The following is a 15158-nucleotide window of genomic DNA, read 5'->3' as shown; positions in this document are numbered from 1 at the left end:
TCACATATCGTGCTTGCTCAATTCGTAGCCGAGCCGCTTGTAGGAACTCCAGCGGCGGCGCGAGCCTTCGCGCTCGGCCGGATCGGCGGCGACGACTTCGAGCACGCGCTCATGCTTGCCGAGCGCGCAATCGTCGCGCAGGTTGATCGCCAGCGGACGATCGCCAGCATCGACGCCGGGCGGCACGATCAGCACGGCGGTGATCGCATCGTCGTCGTCGCCCGCGACCTGGTGCGGAATGAAGGCGTCTTCGTCGAATTCCCACAGGCGCGCGTCGATCGCTTCGGCCTGGTCCTGCGAGCGCGCGAAGATCAGGGTCGGCTGTTCGCTGGCGAAGGCCCTGTGCGCCAGTTCGCAGACCAGCAGCAGCGGATCCTCGCGGAAGCGCGGCTTGTCGATCAGGTAGAAGTCGGCGCGCGGCATGCGGGTCAGAACGTCGGCGGCGGCGGAGCGCCGGGCTGCACGGCGGCCATCAGGACCGTGCCTACCGCCGACGCCATGGCGCAGGCGATGACCAAACCGAAGAACGAAAGGATCGGCACGACACGGGCGCCGGCGGGGCGGGTCTTGTAGAAGTAATACGGAACGAAGACCGCAGCGAGCAGGATGATGCCGATGTTGAGCCACAGCGGGCGCCGGATGTCGAGCTCGGCACTGTCGATCTGCAGCCAGCGGAAGCCGAGCAGCAGCAGGGCCAGGTTGGCGACGAACTGCACCCACATCGGCACCTCGACGACGGCCGGATCCGGCGCCATCGCGGTGACGACGATGCCGGTCACCAGCGACACGCCGAGCATGCCGGCGATCGCGGCCTGCTTGCGCCTGCGGTTCTGGTCGACGATCTCGTTCACGCGCAGCGATCGATCAGGTACTGGGTCAGCAGCGGTACCGGACGACCGGTCGCCATGCCCTTGCGACCTTCGTTCCAGGCCGTGCCGGCGATGTCGAGATGGGCCCAGCGATAGCCGGTCGTGAAGCGCGACAGGAAACAGCCGGCCGTGATCGCGCCCGCATATTTTCCACCGAGGTTGGCGACGTCGGCGAAGGCCGATTCGAGCGCGCTCTGGTAATCGTCCCAGAGCGGCAGGCGCCAGGCCCGGTCGAGCGTGTGGTTGCCGGCATCGAGCAGTTGCCCGGCGAGTTCCTCGTCCTGGGACATCAGGCCGCTGGCGTGCTTGCCGAGGGCGACCACGCAGGCACCGGTCAGGGTCGCCGCGTCGATGATCACTTCGGGTTCGAAGCGCTGGGCATAGGTCAGCGCATCGCACAGGATCAGGCGGCCTTCCGCATCGGTGTTGAGCACCTCGATGGTCTGCCCCGACATGCTCGTGAGTACGTCGCTGGGCCGGTAGGCGTCGCCATCGGGCATGTTCTCGACCGCCGCGGCGATGCAGACCAGGTTGACCGGCAGGGCCAGTTCGACGGCGGCGACGAAGGTGCCGAGCATGCCGGCAGCGCCACACATGTCGAACTTCATTTCTTCCATGCCGGCGCCGGGCTTCAGGGAAATGCCACCGGTATCGAAGGTGATGCCCTTGCCGACCAGCACATACGGCTTGGCGCCTTCGCTGCCGCCGTTCCAGCGCAGGACGACGAGCTTGGGCGGATTTGCCGAGCCGCGCGAGACCCCGAGCAGGGAGCCCATGCCAAGCTTCTCCATGTCGGCGCGCTCGAGGATCTCGCAGGCCACGCCCTCGTGGGCGTCGGCGAAGGCCCTGGCCTGTCCGGCGATATAGGCCGGGTTGCAGATGTTCGGTGGCAGGTTGCCGAGTTCACGGGCGAAGCGCACGCCGCTGGCCATGGCGGCGGCTTCCTTGAGGGCGCGTTCCTGATTTTCGCCGGCCAGGGCCAGCGACTCCAGTTGCGGGGTCTTCGGCTTGTCCTTGGGCTTGAAGGTCGCCGTGTAGCGGTAGGCATGCTGGTCGGCGGCGAGGGCGGCCGTGCGCAGCTTCCAGGCCTCGTCGCGGCCGGGCACGTCGAGTTCGGTCAGCCACGAGCTGGCCGAGGCCACCGGCATCGCGCGCAGCGCGCGCCCGGCTTCGAGCGCGGCGCGGTTGAAGGCCGCGGCGTCGAACTTGTCCTTTTCGCCGAGACCGACTACGAGAACGCGACCTGCCTTGGTGCCGGCAACTCCGTACAAGAGCGAGCTGCTGCCCAGTTTGGCCGTGATGTCACCATTCGCGACCAGGCGCTTGAGGGTGCCGGAGGAGGCTTCGTCGATGCGCGCCGCCGCTGCGCTGAGGGTGCCGTCGGCAAAGGCGCCGACGATCACGCAGGGGGCTTCGCTGGCTTCGGGTGTCTCTCGGGTCAAGCTGAACGTCAGGGTCATTGCGGGTTCCGGATTCGGGAAAAAAATGGCGATAGCCACGCGCGGCGCCGTTCGGGCCGTTAGACTTGCGGGGCTGCGCGCGATTCTTTCGAGGCGCCAAACCCCTCATTCTAAGGCATAGAGAACCCCGTTGCTGCGCATCATCGATCGCTACCTGCTCCGCGAACTTGCGCTGGCGTTTCTCGCCATCACCGCGGTCCTGCTCCTGATCAGCATCGGCGAATCGCTGATCGCCGTGCTCAACCTGGTTGCGCGTGGCCGCGTGCCGGCCGATCTGCTGGTCGCCATGATCGGCCTGCGCGCGATCGACAGCCTCAACGTGCTGCTGCCGCTGGCCACCTTCCTCGGCATCCTGCTGGCCTATGGCCGGCTCTACCGGGACAGCGAAATGGCGGTCCTGAGCACCTCCGGGCTCCGCGTCAGCGGACTCATGCGCCCGCTCGCCCTGCTCGTGGTCCCGGTCGCCCTCGTCCTCGGCCTGGTCGGGTTCTGGATCGCGCCGATGGCAGTGCGCTTTTCCCAGCATCTGGTCGACGAGGCCAACCGATCCCTGCTGATCGCCGGCCTCGAGCCGGGGCGTTTCGTCGCCCTGCCGGGACGCGAAGGCATCATCTATGTCGGCGACATGTCGCCGGAAGGCTCGAAATTCGAGCGCATGTTCGTCGAGAGCGAACGCCTCGACGAGGACGGCACTTCGCGGATCAACATCATCACGGCCCGCCGCGGCGAGCTTTATCGCGATACCTCGGGCGGCGATCGTTTCCTCTCGCTGAAGGACGGTTTCCGCGTCGAGGGCCAGCCCGGCCAGGACGACTTCCGCCTGCTCCGCTTCGAGCGCAACGACATCAAGCTGGCCGACAACGACGCGGTCGACAACTCCGACGCGGTCAAGCGCGCGGCGCCGACCCGTGAACTCTGGACCAGCACCGACACCGTGCAGCGCGCCGAACTGCACTGGCGGCTGGCGCCGCTCGTTTCGACCATGGTCCTGGCCCTGTTGGCCCTGCCGCTGTCGCGCAGCAACCCACGCCAGCCGCGCTATGCCAGCCTGATCGTCGCCGTGCTCGGCTACATCGCGTACGCGAACTTCCTCGCCCTCGGGCGCTCGTGGATCGCGCACGGCAAGCTGTCGCCGGCATTCGGCCTGTGGTGGGTCTACCTGCCGACCCTGCTGATCGCGTTCTGGCTGATCCGTCGTGGTCAGCGTCTCGGCCGCCGGCGTCGGCGGGGGGCGGCATGACCCGCTGGCGTTTCAAGCGGGTCGACCGCCTGGTCGGCCTCTCGGTCCTGGCCGCGGTTGGCCTGACCTGGTTCGTGCTGGTCGGTTTCGACGCCTTCACGATCTTCGTCGGCGAGCTCAACGACGTCGGCCGTGGCAGCTACACCCTGGCCAAGGCCGCCAGCTACACCTTGCTGACCGTGCCGCGGCGGCTCTACGAGATGTTCGGCTATGCGGCCCTGATCGGTGGCCTGGCCGGTCTCGGCGCGCTGGCCGGTACCGGCGAGCTGACCGCGCTGCGTGCCGCCGGCATGTCAAAGCTTCGCATCTGCGCATCGGTCGCACTGACCCTGGTCCTGCTGACCGCTCTCGTCGTCGCGATCGGCGAGACCCTGGCACCCTTGGGCGAACAGAGTGCCAGGGCGCTGGCGCTGTCGGCGAAGTCGAAGGATGTCAGCCTGGCCAAGGGCGGCAGCATCTGGGCACGCGACGGCAATACCTTCGTCAATGCCGGCAGTGGCCGCACCCGGCAGACAGACGACGGCGAAGTCGTGGACCTGAGTCGCGTGCGCGTCTTCGAATTCGACGACGACGGCCGGCTGACCACGCTGTCGGTGGCGGCGCGGGCCGAGCACGCCGCCGGGCAGTGGACCCTTTACGACCTGCGTCGCACGGTGTTCGCCGAGGCCTCGGCGACGAGTACGCAGAGTGCCGAAATGCAGTGGTCATCGGGCCTCGATCCCGACGTGCTGGCGCTCAGCATCGTCAACCTCGACTACCTCAACCTGCGCGACCTCGGGCGCAACATCGCCTATCTCGAACGCAACGGCCAGGACTCGCGTAATTTCCGCGAAGCCTATTGGGCGCGGTTGTTCTATCCGGTCAACGTGCTCGTGCTCGCCTTTTGTGCCTTGCCGTTCGCCTTCGGCGCACTGCGCAGCGGTGGCCTAGCCAAGCGCCTGTTCATCGGCATCGTGCTTTCGATCGGCTTCTTCTTCCTGCAGCGCGCCGCGGTCAACCTCGGCGCCGTCTACGGATTGCCGCCGGCGCTGGCGAACATGATTCCGCCGGCATTGCTGATTGCGCTGGCGTTTGCCTGGTTCCGGCGGTTTGCCTAGAAAGCCGGGATTCGGGATTGGGGATTCGGGATTCGAAAAGCGCTAGCGGCCTGAGCCGCGGTCTGTGCCGAGGTTCAGGCGCTCAGGCGTCGGGCTTGTGGAGATGGACCATGCGGGTCCTCGCGAGGATATCGTGCAGGGCGCGGCGGTCTGGGTCGAACAGGCACCAGACGAAGCCCACGCCGAGCAGCAGGGCCGAGCCTGTTGCGAGCAGGAAGCGCGCAAGCGAGCGGCGCGTATCGGGGAAGTGGCCCTTCGCGTCGAGGATCGAGACGCGCCAGGCGCGCATGCCGATGGTCTGGCCGCCGCGGGTCCAGGAGACGATGAAATAGAGCGCGGTCAGGACCAGCAGCACGCCCTGCAGGACGAAGTGATAGAGCGGCGGCTGATGGGCGACGTCGACCTCGCCGCGAAAGGCCAGCAGGACCAGGGCCGCCGCGCCCATCCAGATCGCGACGAGGACCAGAGCATCGTAGAGGAGGGCAGCCAGGCGCCGCCAGAGCGGGGCGGATTCGAAGGTGTTCATGATCGTGCGCAAGGGAAATTCGCGCTAGCCTCCCCGTTTGTGCAAGCCCACGCAAGAAGGACCCCGCCCGCACGTGCCCGCCGAAGTCTCCAAGCGCAGCGAAGTATCGAGTGCCGATCGCGCGCTGATCGACCAGTTCCTCGAACGCGCCTGGTCCGAACTCGGGCTGGCCGACAATACCCTGGCCAGCTATCGCCGGGACCTCGAAGCCTTTTCGCGCTGGCTGGCGGCACCGGCCCAGGCTTCGGGCCTGGCCGTCTGCGGGCGCGAGCTGCTCTATCGCTATCTTTCGGCCCGTTCGCAGAAGGGAGGTGTCAGCGGACGTGGCTACAGTGCGCGATCGAATGCACGATTGCTCTCCGCTCTGCGTCATTTCTACCGTGCCCTGCAACGCGATGGTGCGATCGCCGAGGACCCGACCCTGCTGATCGACGCGCCGCGGCTGCCGCGCGGGCTGCCCAAGGCGCTCGCCGAAAGCGAGATCGAGGCCCTCCTGAAGGCGCCCGCCGAGACGCCGCTCGGCCTGCGTGACCGGGCCATGCTCGAGCTCATGTATGCGACCGGCCTGCGCGTCAGTGAGCTGGTCGGCCTGCGCTCGGACCAGGTCAACCTGCGCCAGGGCGTCCTGCGCGTGACCGGCAAGGGCGGCAAGGAGCGGCTCGTGCCGATCGGAGCGGAAGCGCAGCACTGGTTGGTGCGCTATGTTGGCGAGTCGCGCATGGGCTTGCTCAAGGGCGCGCGCGTCGACGCCCTGTTCGTGACCGCGCGGCGCAGCGGCATGACCCGGCAGATGTTCTGGAACCTGGTCAAGAAATACGCGTTGACTGCCGGAATCGCCGGCAAGCGCATTTCCCCGCATGGGCTGCGGCATTCCTTCGCCACCCATCTGCTCAACCACGGCGCCGACCTGCGCGCCTTGCAGATGCTGCTCGGACACAGCTCCCTGTCGACCACGCAGATCTACACCCTGGTGGCCAAGGAGGGGCTCAAGCGCCTGCACGCGCAGCACCATCCCCGTGGCTGAACGCCAGAGGCTCCATCCGACCAGGGCTGGCCTGCCGCATCGGGGTTCCGCAGGGCAGCGGTCCATGCGAAAATTGTGGGCTGCAACGGAACCATCGCCGGTTCCCAGGGTCCCTTGAGGACCGGATGCTCGAGGTAATTCCAGCTTGATGAAGGTTCTGTGCGCGCTTTGCGTGGTCGTATCCAGCGCCATCCTGGGCCAGGCCGAGGCCGCCGAGGGCGATGCGGCGCGGGCGGCAATCCAGAAAATCGCGCCGATGCAGCAGGTCAGCGCATTCCGCAAATCCGCGTTGCCCGGCTACTACGAAGGCGTCATCGCGGGCCAGGTCGCCTACGCCAGCGAAGACGGGCGCTACCTCGTCCGCGGTCCGGTCGAGGACCTCGAGAAGGGTGTCAGCCTGAGCGAGGCGAGCATGGCGGCGAAGCGTCGTGAATTGCTTGCAACGCTCGGTCCGAAAGAGCGCCTGAGTTTTGCGCCGGCCAAACCGAAATATCGCATCACCGTGTTCACCGACGTCGATTGCCCGTTCTGCCGCCGGCTGCATTCGCGCATCGACGATTACAATGCGCTCGGCATCGCCTTCGATTACGTGTTCTTCCCGCTCAGCATCCATCCGGGCGCCGATCTCAAGTCGATCGCAGTCTGGTGTTCGGCGGATCGTCAGCTGGCCTACACTGCGGCCCTGCGCGGGCAGTCGCCAGGAGCCCATGATTGTCCGAATCCGCTGACCCGGATGCGCCATGCCGGCAGCGAGATCGGCGTCGTGCAGACGCCGACGGCGATCGCCGCGGACGGCAGCGTCATCGATTCCACCATCCTCATGTCGCCGCAGCGCCTGCTCGCCCAGCTGCAGCGAATTTCCGCCGTTGCCGATCCATCCGCCCTGGCCGCTTCCGCGGCTGGTCGTTGAGACTTTCCGAGGTAATCCATGCGTCACATCGTCCTGCTTTTCCTGCTTCTCTTCGCCTTTGGCGCCTCCGCAGCCACGCCCGAGGAAACCGTGCAAGCGGCGATGGGCAAGCTCGCCCCCCAGGTCAAGATCGATGTGGTCCAGGAATCGGTGATTCCGGGCTTCTACGAGGCCATCGTCGGCAGCCAGTTCATCTATGTCAGCAAGGATGGCCGCTACGTTCTCGACGGCAGTGCCATCGACGTCGACAGTCGCCGTGACATCACCGAGGCGGCCAGGGCCAGGACCCGGCTCGCGTCGCTGAAGGCGATCGGCCCCGACAAGCGGATCATCTTCGCGCCGAAGGATCCGAAATACTCGGTCACCGTGTTTACCGACATCGATTGCCCGTTCTGCCGCCGCTTCCACCAGCAGATCCAGGCCTACAACGATGCCGGCATCGCCGTCGAGTACGTTTTCCTGCCGCTGGACATCCACCCCGGTGCCGACAAGAAGGCCGAGGCCGTTTGGTGCGCGATCGATCGCAAGACCGCGTTCAGCGCGGCCATGACCGGTGCGCCGACCGGCAACGCGACCTGCGACAATCCGATCGCCGAGTCGACCCGGGTCGCTCGTCAGATCGGCATCAACGGCACCCCGACCATGCTTGCCTCCGATGGCTCGCGCGTTGCGCCGCAGATCGCCCTGGCCCCGGACAAGCTGGCTGCCGAGCTCGAGCACCTGGCCAAGAATCCTGTTGCGCCGCGTTGAGCACGGCACTCACTCCAAAGGTAAAACTCATGAAATTCCCCGTCATTGCCGCGCTCGTGTTTTCCGCCGTGGTGCCGTTGGCCCAGGCCGCCGACAAGGGTGACCAGGCGGCCCGCGACGCGATCCAGAAACTCGTCCAGGACCGCAAGATCGAGGCCCTCGAAAAGGCCCCGATCGACGGCTACTACCAGGCCGTGGTCGGCAGCCAGCTGCTCTATGTCAGTGCCGACGGTCGCTACGTCCTGCAGGGCACCCTCTATGACGCCGACGCCAAGCTCGACCTGACCGCGGCGCGCCTCGCCCGCGTCAACGTGGCCAAGCTCGACGCCTACCCGGAATCCAAGCGCATCAGCTTCAAGCCGACATCCAAGCCGAAGTACAAGGTGACGGTGTTCACCGACATCGACTGCGGCTATTGCCGCAAGATGCATTCGCACATCGCCGAGTACAACGAGCGCGGCATCCAGGTCGACTACCTGTTCTTCCCGCGCAGTGGTCCCGGCACGCCTTCGTTCGCCAAGGCCGTTTCGGTCTGGTGCGCAAAGGATCGGCAGTCTGCATTCACCGCCGCCAAGGCCGGCAGCGATCCGGCACCGCTGCAATGCGACAATCCCGTGACCGAGGAATACCAGCTCGGCATCGATGTCGGCGTCGACGGCACACCGACCGTGTTCGCTCCGGATGGCAGCAAGATCGGCGGCTACCTGACCCCGGACCAGTTGCAGGCCCAGCTCGAGCGCGTCGCGGCGCAGGAAAAGCCCGGCGCCTGAGGGTTCCGGCGCGCAGGGGCGACGCCCGTGGCCGAGGGCCGGCCGCGGGTGCTCGGGTTCTCGTCGGGGCGCGGCTTCGGCTATCATTCGCGACCCTTGCAATCCGACTGCCATGATCGTCCTCGACGGCCAGCCGGCCCTCTCCGCCTTTCGCATTGAACGAATGAACGCGGCCCTTGCCGGCGTCGCCGCCGGCTGCACGCTGCGTTCGGCGCGCCATGTCTATGCCGCAGCGGCCGACGACGAAGGTGCGGTCGATCTGGATCGCCTGCAGAAGATCCTGCAGGCGTCCGGGCCACCGAAGCCGGCCGCGCTCTGGGTGGTGCCGCGGGTCGGCACGATTTCGCCGTGGTCGAGCAAGGCCACCGATATCCTGCACGACTGCGGTTTCGCCATCCGCCGGGTCGAACGCGCACTCGCGGTCGAACTGGAGCGCGCCCCGCAACCGGGCTCGGCGGGATGGAAGGCGGTGATCGGCATCCTGCATGATCCGATGACCGAGTCGATCCTGACCCAGCTCGCGGAAATCGATCGTCTCTTCGACGTCGGCGCGGCCCAGCCGCTTGGGCGAATCGCGCTTGGCGGCGAGCCGCTGGTTGCCCTCGAGTCGGCCAATCGGCGCCTCGGCCTGGCCCTGGCCGCCGACGAGATCGCCTATCTGGCCGAGAACTACGCCGTGCTGGGTCGTGACCCGACCGATGCCGAACTGATGATGTTCGCCCAGGCCAATTCCGAACACTGCCGGCACAAGGTGTTCAATGCCGAATTCACGATCGACGGCGAGAAGCAGCCGCTCTCGCTGTTCGCGATGATCCGCAACACGCACAAGCAGTCGCCGGCGCACACCCTCTCGGCCTACAAGGACAATGCCGCGGTGATCGCCGGCAACGTCGGCAAGCGCTTCCTTGCCGATCCGCAGACCGGCGTGTTCGCCGCCAGCAGCGAGGCCGTGCCCTACGCGATCAAGGTCGAGACCCACAATCACCCGACCGCGATTTCGCCGTTCGCCGGCGCGGCGACCGGATCCGGCGGCGAGATTCGCGACGAGGGCGCGACCGGTCGCGGTGGCAAGCCCAAGGCCGGCCTGACCGGATTCAGCGTCTCCCATCTGCGCATCCCCGGGCTGCCGCGTCCCTGGGAGCCCGAGCGCGCGCTGCCGCCGCGCTTCGCCACGGCCTACGAGATCATGCGCGACGGACCGATCGGTGCAGCCGCGTTCAACAATGAATTCGGTCGTCCCTGTCTGGGCGGCTATTTCCGCACCTACGAGCACGGCACCGACGAGACCGGCCTGCTGCGGGGCTATGACAAGCCGATCATGATCGCCGGCGGCCTGGCCAATCTGCGCCCCTCGCACGTGGAGAAACGAAGCCTGCAGCCGGGCGATTGTGTGATCGTCCTCGGCGGCCCGGCCATGCTGATCGGCCTCGGTGGCGGCGCCGCCTCATCGGTCGCGGCCGGCACCAGTTCGGCCGAACTCGACTTCGCCTCGGTGCAGCGCGACAACGCCGAGATGCAGCGACGCTGCCAGGAGGTCATCGACGCCTGCTGCGCGCGCGGTGCGGACAATCCACTGGTCTCGATCCATGACGTCGGCGCCGGCGGACTGTCCAATGCGATTCCCGAATTGCTCAACGATTCGAGCGTCGGTGGCGAGCTCGAACTGCAGCGCATTCCCAGCGACGATCCACACCTGTCCCCGATGCAGCTCTGGTGCAACGAGTCGCAGGAACGCTATGTGCTCGGGCTGCGTCCCGCGGATCTGCCGTTGTTCGAATCGATCTGCGCGCGCGAACGCTGTCCGTTCGCCGTCGTCGGCCATGCCACCGAAGAACGCAGGCTCCTGCTTTCCGATTCCCGATTCCCGATTCCCGATTCCCGGCGAACGCCGATCGACCTGCCGCTCGAGGTCCTGTTCGGCAAGCCGCCGCGCATGCAGCGCAACTCGCGACGCATCGTCGAGAAGCTATCCATCATCGCGGACACCGAGGGCATCGAGCTGCACGAGGCGATCGAGCGCGTGCTGCGCTTTCCGGCCGTCGGCAGCAAGTCCTTCCTCGTCACGATCGGCGACCGCAGCGTCGGGGGCCTGTGCTCGCGCGATCCGATGGTCGGGCCCTGGCAGGTGCCGGTAGCCGACTGTGCGGTGACCCTGAACGATTTCAGCGGCCAGGCCGGCGAGGCGATGGCGATCGGCGAGCGCACGCCGCTGGCCCTGCTCGACGCGGCGGCATCGGCGCGCATGGCGGTCGGCGAGGCCTTGACCAACCTGGTGGCGGCGCCGGTGCGCCTCGACGAGGTGCGCATGTCGGCGAACTGGATGGCGGCGATCGATCATCCGGGTGAAGACGTGGCCCTGTACGACGCGGTGCGGGCGGTCGGCATGGAGTTGTGTCCGGCGCTCGGCATCTCGATCCCGGTTGGCAAGGATTCGATGTCGATGCAGGTTGGCTGGACCCACGGCGAATCGGCGCAGCGCACCGTTTCGCCGGTTTCGCTGATCGCCACGGCGTTCGCCTGCAGCAGCGACGCGCGCCGCGCACTGACGCCGCAATTGGTGCTGGACCAGGGAGATACCGGACTCTGGATCATCGATCTCGGTGCGCGCCGCGGCCGCCTCGGCGGCTCGGTGCTGACCCAGGTCTTCCAGCGCGCCGGCGACCTGCCGCCGGATGTCGATGATCCGGGGCGACTGCGTGCTTTTTTCAATGCCATCCAGGAGGCCAATGCCGAGGGCCTGCTGCTGGCCTACCACGACCGCTCCGACGGCGGTGCCATCGTCACCCTGATCGAGATGGCCCTGGCCGGCCATTGCGGTCTCGACATCGAGCTGGGTGGCTGGGCCGACAACATGCTGCGCGGCCTGTTCAATGAGGAACTCGGCGCGATCGTGCAGGTGCGCGAAAGCGACCGCAACGCATTCCTCGCCCTGATCGAGCGCCATGGCCTGGCCAAGCTGTGCGCGCGGGTGGGTCGGCCGAATGCGCGCATGAAGCTGAAGATCCGCCATGACGACGAACGCGTCGCCAGCTGGGAATGGAGCGAATTGATGGCGATGTGGTCGGAGACCAGCCACGCCATGCAGCGCCTGCGCGACAATCCGGTCTGCGCCGACGCCGAGCTGGAATGGCGGACCAGCGAGTCGGATCCCGGCATCAGCCCGCGCCTGACCTTTGATATCAACGAGGACCTGTGTGCCCGCTACGTCGCCAGTCGCGGGCGGCCGCGCGTGGCGATCCTGCGCGAGCAGGGCGTCAATGGCCAGGTCGAGATGGCTGCCGCCTTCACCCGGGCCGGATTCGATGCGGTCGACGTGCACATGAGCGACCTCAAGAGCGGGCGCCGGAATCTGGCTGAGTTCAGGGGCCTCGCCGCCTGCGGCGGCTTCAGTTATGGCGACGTACTCGGCGCCGGCCGCGGCTGGGCCGCATCGATCCTGTTCAACGACGCCCTGCGCGACCAGTTCGCCGGGTTCTTCGCCGATCCGTCGCATTTCGCCCTCGGCGTCTGCAATGGCTGCCAGATGCTGTCGGGGCTCAAGGAGATCATTCCCGGCGCCGAGCACTGGCCGCGTTTCGAGCGCAATCTTTCCGAGCAGTACGAGGCACGCCTGGTCACCCTGGGCATCTCGGAATCGCCCTCGATCTTCCTGCGCGGCATGGCGGGCTCGCGGATCCCGGTGGTGGTTGCCCATGGCGAAGGCCGCGTCGTTTTCGACAATCCGGCTTCGGCGCGCAAGGCGAAGCCCTGTCTGCGCTATGTCGATGGCAGCGGCCGCCCGACCGAACGCTTCCCGCTCAACCCGAACGGCTCGGTCGACGGCGCCGCCGGCTATTCGGCCGCCGAGGGCCGCGTCACGATCCTGATGCCGCATCCCGAGCGCGTCTTCCGTAGCGCGCAGATGAGCTGGCATCCTCGCGAATGGGGCGAAGCCTCGCCCTGGCTGCGCCTGTTCCGCAATGCACGCGAGTGGGTCAACTGATGGCCGTGTCGCCGATCCGCGGACTGGGCCTGCGTGCCTTGCTCTGGCTGCCCCTGAGCTTCTTCATCTGGTTCGCCTTTTCCTCGCCGCTGGTCTGGCCGGTCGTGCAGATGGCGAAACTGGCCCTGCTGTCGATCTGGCCGACCCTGTTCTCCGATGTCGTGCAGAGCGGGCACAGCATGGAAGTGACCACGCATCTTCTGGTCAACCAGACCGCCCCGGACGGACGCAGCGGTATCGGCGAACTCGTGCTCGTGCAGAATCCGCTGCTCTACGGTTATTCGCTGCCCCTGTTCAGCGGCCTGGCCATGGCCACGCCGATCACGATCCGCCGCCGGCTCGTGCAGTTCGCCATTGCCCTGAGCGCGATGTGGCTCGCCCAGGCCTTCGGCGTCGTCGCCGAGTCCTTCAAGATGCTGGCCTTCGATTCCGGGGCGGCCGGGGCCAATGCGATCGTCGGCGCGGGCATAGCCCCGGACAGCATCGCCCTAGCCTACCAGTTCGGCTATCTGATCCTGCCGGCGGTCATGCCGGTCGCGCTCTGGATTGGCCTGAACCGAGCATTCATCGAGTCCCTGGTGCATCCTGTTGCGGAACCGGCGGCCGGTTTGCCGGGTCCAAACAATGATGCGCAGGAGTAACTGATGTCGGTCGTCACCGAAATGCCACCGCCCGCCAGCGAGGCACCCAAGCTCAGTGGGCCGGCCCTGGACGAGCGAATCTGCCAGTTCCTGGTCGCCAAGGGGCGCCTGAAGGAAGCCGACCTGGCCCGCGGTCGGCGCCTGCACGAGGAGGATCCTTCCGGTCGCCTGGTCGCCCTGCTGACCCGGCTGGGCCTGGTTTCCGAGCGCGAGATGGCCGACGCCGTCGCCGAAATCATGGGTCTGCCCCTCCTGCTGGCCAAGGATTTTCCCGAATCGCCGCCGCCGAGCGTGCAGCTCTCGGTGCGGTTCCTCAAGCACCATCACGTGGTGCCGATCGGCGAGACCGAAACCGAGGTCAAGCTGCTGATCGCCGATCCGGCCGACCACTACCCTCTGGAAGCCATCGAACTGGCAACCGGCCGCTCGGTCAGCCTGTGCGTCGGCCTGCGCCCTGAAATCGACGACCTGATCGAGCGTTTCTACGGCCAGGGCCGCTCGGCGATGGGTTCGATCGTGGAGAGCCTCAGCGACGACAACGCGCGCAGCGAGGATGACATCGAACATCTGCGCGACCTCGCCTCCGAGGCGCCGGTGATCCGCCTGGTCAACCTGGTCATCCAGCGTGCGGTGGAGCAGCGTGCTTCGGACATCCACATCGAGCCGTTCGAAAGCCGCCTCAAGGTGCGCTACCGCATCGATGGCGTGCTGCACGAGGTCGAGTCGCCGCCGGCCGCTTCGACCGCTGCGGTGATCTCGCGCGTCAAGATCATGGCCAAGCTCAACATCGCCGAGCGCCGCCTGCCGCAGGATGGCCGCATCATGATCCGCGTGCAGGGCAAGGAGCTCGACCTGCGCGTCTCCACGGTGCCGACCTCGCACGGCGAATCGGTGGTCATGCGTATCCTCGATCGCGAAGCGGTCGTGTTCGACTTCCACACGCTTGGCTTCACCGACGAGTTCCTGCCCAAGTTCACCAAGGTGCTCGAACTGCCGCACGGCATCCTGCTGGTCACCGGCCCGACCGGCTCGGGCAAGACGACCACGCTGTACACGGCGTTGAGCAAGCTCAACACGCCCGACGTCAAGATCATCACGGTCGAGGATCCGGTCGAGTACCAGATCGAAGGCATCAACCAGATCCAGGCCAAGCCGTCCATTGGCCTCGACTTCTCGCACGCGCTGCGATCGATCGTGCGCCAGGACCCCGACATCATCATGATCGGCGAAATGCGCGATCTGGAAACCGCGAAGATCGCGATCCAGTCGGCGCTGACCGGCCATCTCGTCCTCTCCACGCTGCATACCAACAATGCCGCGGGCGGCATTACCCGTTTGCTCGACATGGGCGTGGAGGACTACCTGCTGACCTCGACGGTCAACGGCATCCTTGCCCAGCGCCTGTTGCGCCGCCTCGATCGCGAGAGCGCCCAGAGCTACGAGGCGCTGCCCGAGGTCATCCGGGAATTCGGCCTCGATAAGCTGACCAGCGAGCGGCCGATCAAGCTCTACAAGCCGGTACCGACCCAGGCCTATCCGAGCGGCTATTACGGACGCACGACGATCATGGAATTCCTGGTCATGACCGACGCGATCCGCCGCCTGATCATGCAACACGCCGGCATGGGCGAAATCGAGGCCCAGGCCCGCGCCGAAGGCATGCGCACGATGTACGAGGACGGTCTGGTCAAGGCCCTCGCCGGGCAGACAACGATCGAGGAAATCCTGCGCGTGACGCAGGAGGGATGACCGTGGGGCCGGGATTCGGGATTCGAGATTCGGGATTGGGCGAGGAGCCGAGATTCGGGATTCGGGATTCGGGATTCGTCAAGAAGCCGGCACCTCGCGACAATATGCATCTCCGCTCTTTCCAATCCCGAATCTCGAAT

General features: G+C 66.7%; 13 protein-coding genes. 9 read left to right on the top strand and 4 right to left on the bottom strand.

Translation table 11 applies throughout. From position 1 onward, the window contains the following. The 3 genes from BM125_RS06655 to BM125_RS06645 are packed head-to-tail and all read right to left on the bottom strand — an operon-like array spanning position 1 to position 2329. Complete coding sequence (locus BM125_RS06655; protein WP_092406192.1) at positions 1-423, bottom strand: DNA polymerase III subunit chi; 423 nt, start codon at positions 421-423, stop codon at positions 1-3. A 5-nt stretch (positions 424-428) separates the two neighbouring features. After that, positions 429-851 (bottom strand): hypothetical protein, encoded by a 423-nt coding sequence (locus BM125_RS06650; protein ID WP_092406190.1) that lies wholly within the window; start codon positions 849-851, stop codon positions 429-431. Beyond that, positions 848-2329 (bottom strand): leucyl aminopeptidase, encoded by a 1482-nt coding sequence (locus tag BM125_RS06645; protein ID WP_092406188.1) that lies wholly within the window; start codon positions 2327-2329, stop codon positions 848-850. Before BM125_RS06645 ends, BM125_RS06650 begins: the two co-directional genes overlap by 4 nt. Positions 2330-2459: 130 nt before the next feature. On the opposite strand from BM125_RS06645, the gene lptF reads away from it, so the two are divergent. Then, entirely contained in the window at positions 2460-3569 is a 1110-nt protein-coding gene (gene lptF, locus BM125_RS06640) for an LPS export ABC transporter permease LptF (protein ID WP_092406186.1), read from the top strand. After that, the gene (lptG, locus tag BM125_RS06635; RefSeq protein ID WP_092406184.1) at positions 3566-4666 is read left to right on the top strand and encodes an LPS export ABC transporter permease LptG; all 1101 of its coding nucleotides are present in this window, start codon (positions 3566-3568) and stop codon (positions 4664-4666) included. The genes lptF and lptG overlap by 4 nt, the downstream gene beginning before the upstream one ends. An 82-nt stretch (positions 4667-4748) precedes the next feature. Here the strand turns inward: lptG and BM125_RS06630 are convergent, their stop codons facing one another. Beyond that, complete coding sequence (locus BM125_RS06630) at positions 4749-5204, bottom strand: RDD family protein (protein ID WP_092406182.1); 456 nt, start codon at positions 5202-5204, stop codon at positions 4749-4751. Positions 5205-5265: 61 nt separating this feature from the next. Between BM125_RS06630 and xerD the strand changes: the two genes are divergently transcribed. From xerD to gspE, 7 genes are all read left to right on the top strand, one after another. Beyond that, positions 5266-6216 carry a site-specific tyrosine recombinase XerD gene (gene xerD, locus BM125_RS06625; RefSeq protein WP_092406180.1) on the top strand — a complete coding sequence of 317 codons (951 nt, stop codon included), beginning with the start codon at positions 5266-5268 and terminating at the stop codon, positions 6214-6216. A 148-nt stretch (positions 6217-6364) separates the two neighbouring features. Then, on the top strand, positions 6365-7126 hold the full coding sequence (locus tag BM125_RS06620) for a DsbC family protein (protein WP_092406178.1): 762 nt from the start codon (positions 6365-6367) through the stop codon (positions 7124-7126). 18 nt (positions 7127-7144) lie between these two features. Continuing rightward, the gene (locus BM125_RS06615) at positions 7145-7876 is read left to right on the top strand and encodes a DsbC family protein (protein ID WP_092406176.1); all 732 of its coding nucleotides are present in this window, start codon (positions 7145-7147) and stop codon (positions 7874-7876) included. A 29-nt stretch (positions 7877-7905) separates the two neighbouring features. Next, a complete protein-coding gene (locus BM125_RS06610; protein WP_092406174.1) occupies positions 7906-8646 on the top strand; it encodes a DsbC family protein in 741 nt (246 codons plus the stop codon). Between the two features lie 112 nt (positions 8647-8758). Further along, entirely contained in the window at positions 8759-12628 is a 3870-nt protein-coding gene (purL, locus tag BM125_RS06605) for a phosphoribosylformylglycinamidine synthase (protein ID WP_092406172.1), read from the top strand. Beyond that, positions 12616-13269: an exosortase H-associated membrane protein gene (locus tag BM125_RS06600; RefSeq protein WP_139224888.1), complete on the top strand. Its 654-nt coding sequence runs from the start codon at positions 12616-12618 to the stop codon at positions 13267-13269. The genes purL and BM125_RS06600 overlap by 13 nt, the downstream gene beginning before the upstream one ends. A 21-nt stretch (positions 13270-13290) precedes the next feature. Next, positions 13291-15018, top strand: coding sequence for a type II secretion system ATPase GspE (gene gspE / locus BM125_RS06595; protein ID WP_092406357.1), 1728 nt, complete (start codon positions 13291-13293; stop codon positions 15016-15018). Positions 15019-15158 lie beyond the last annotated feature (140 nt).

The sequence above is a fragment of the Dokdonella immobilis genome (assembly GCF_900115085.1).
GTDB lineage: Bacteria > Pseudomonadota > Gammaproteobacteria > Xanthomonadales > Rhodanobacteraceae > Dokdonella > Dokdonella immobilis.
Note: the sequence above shows the minus strand (reverse complement) of the source record. Positions and strands in the feature narration are given on the sequence as shown.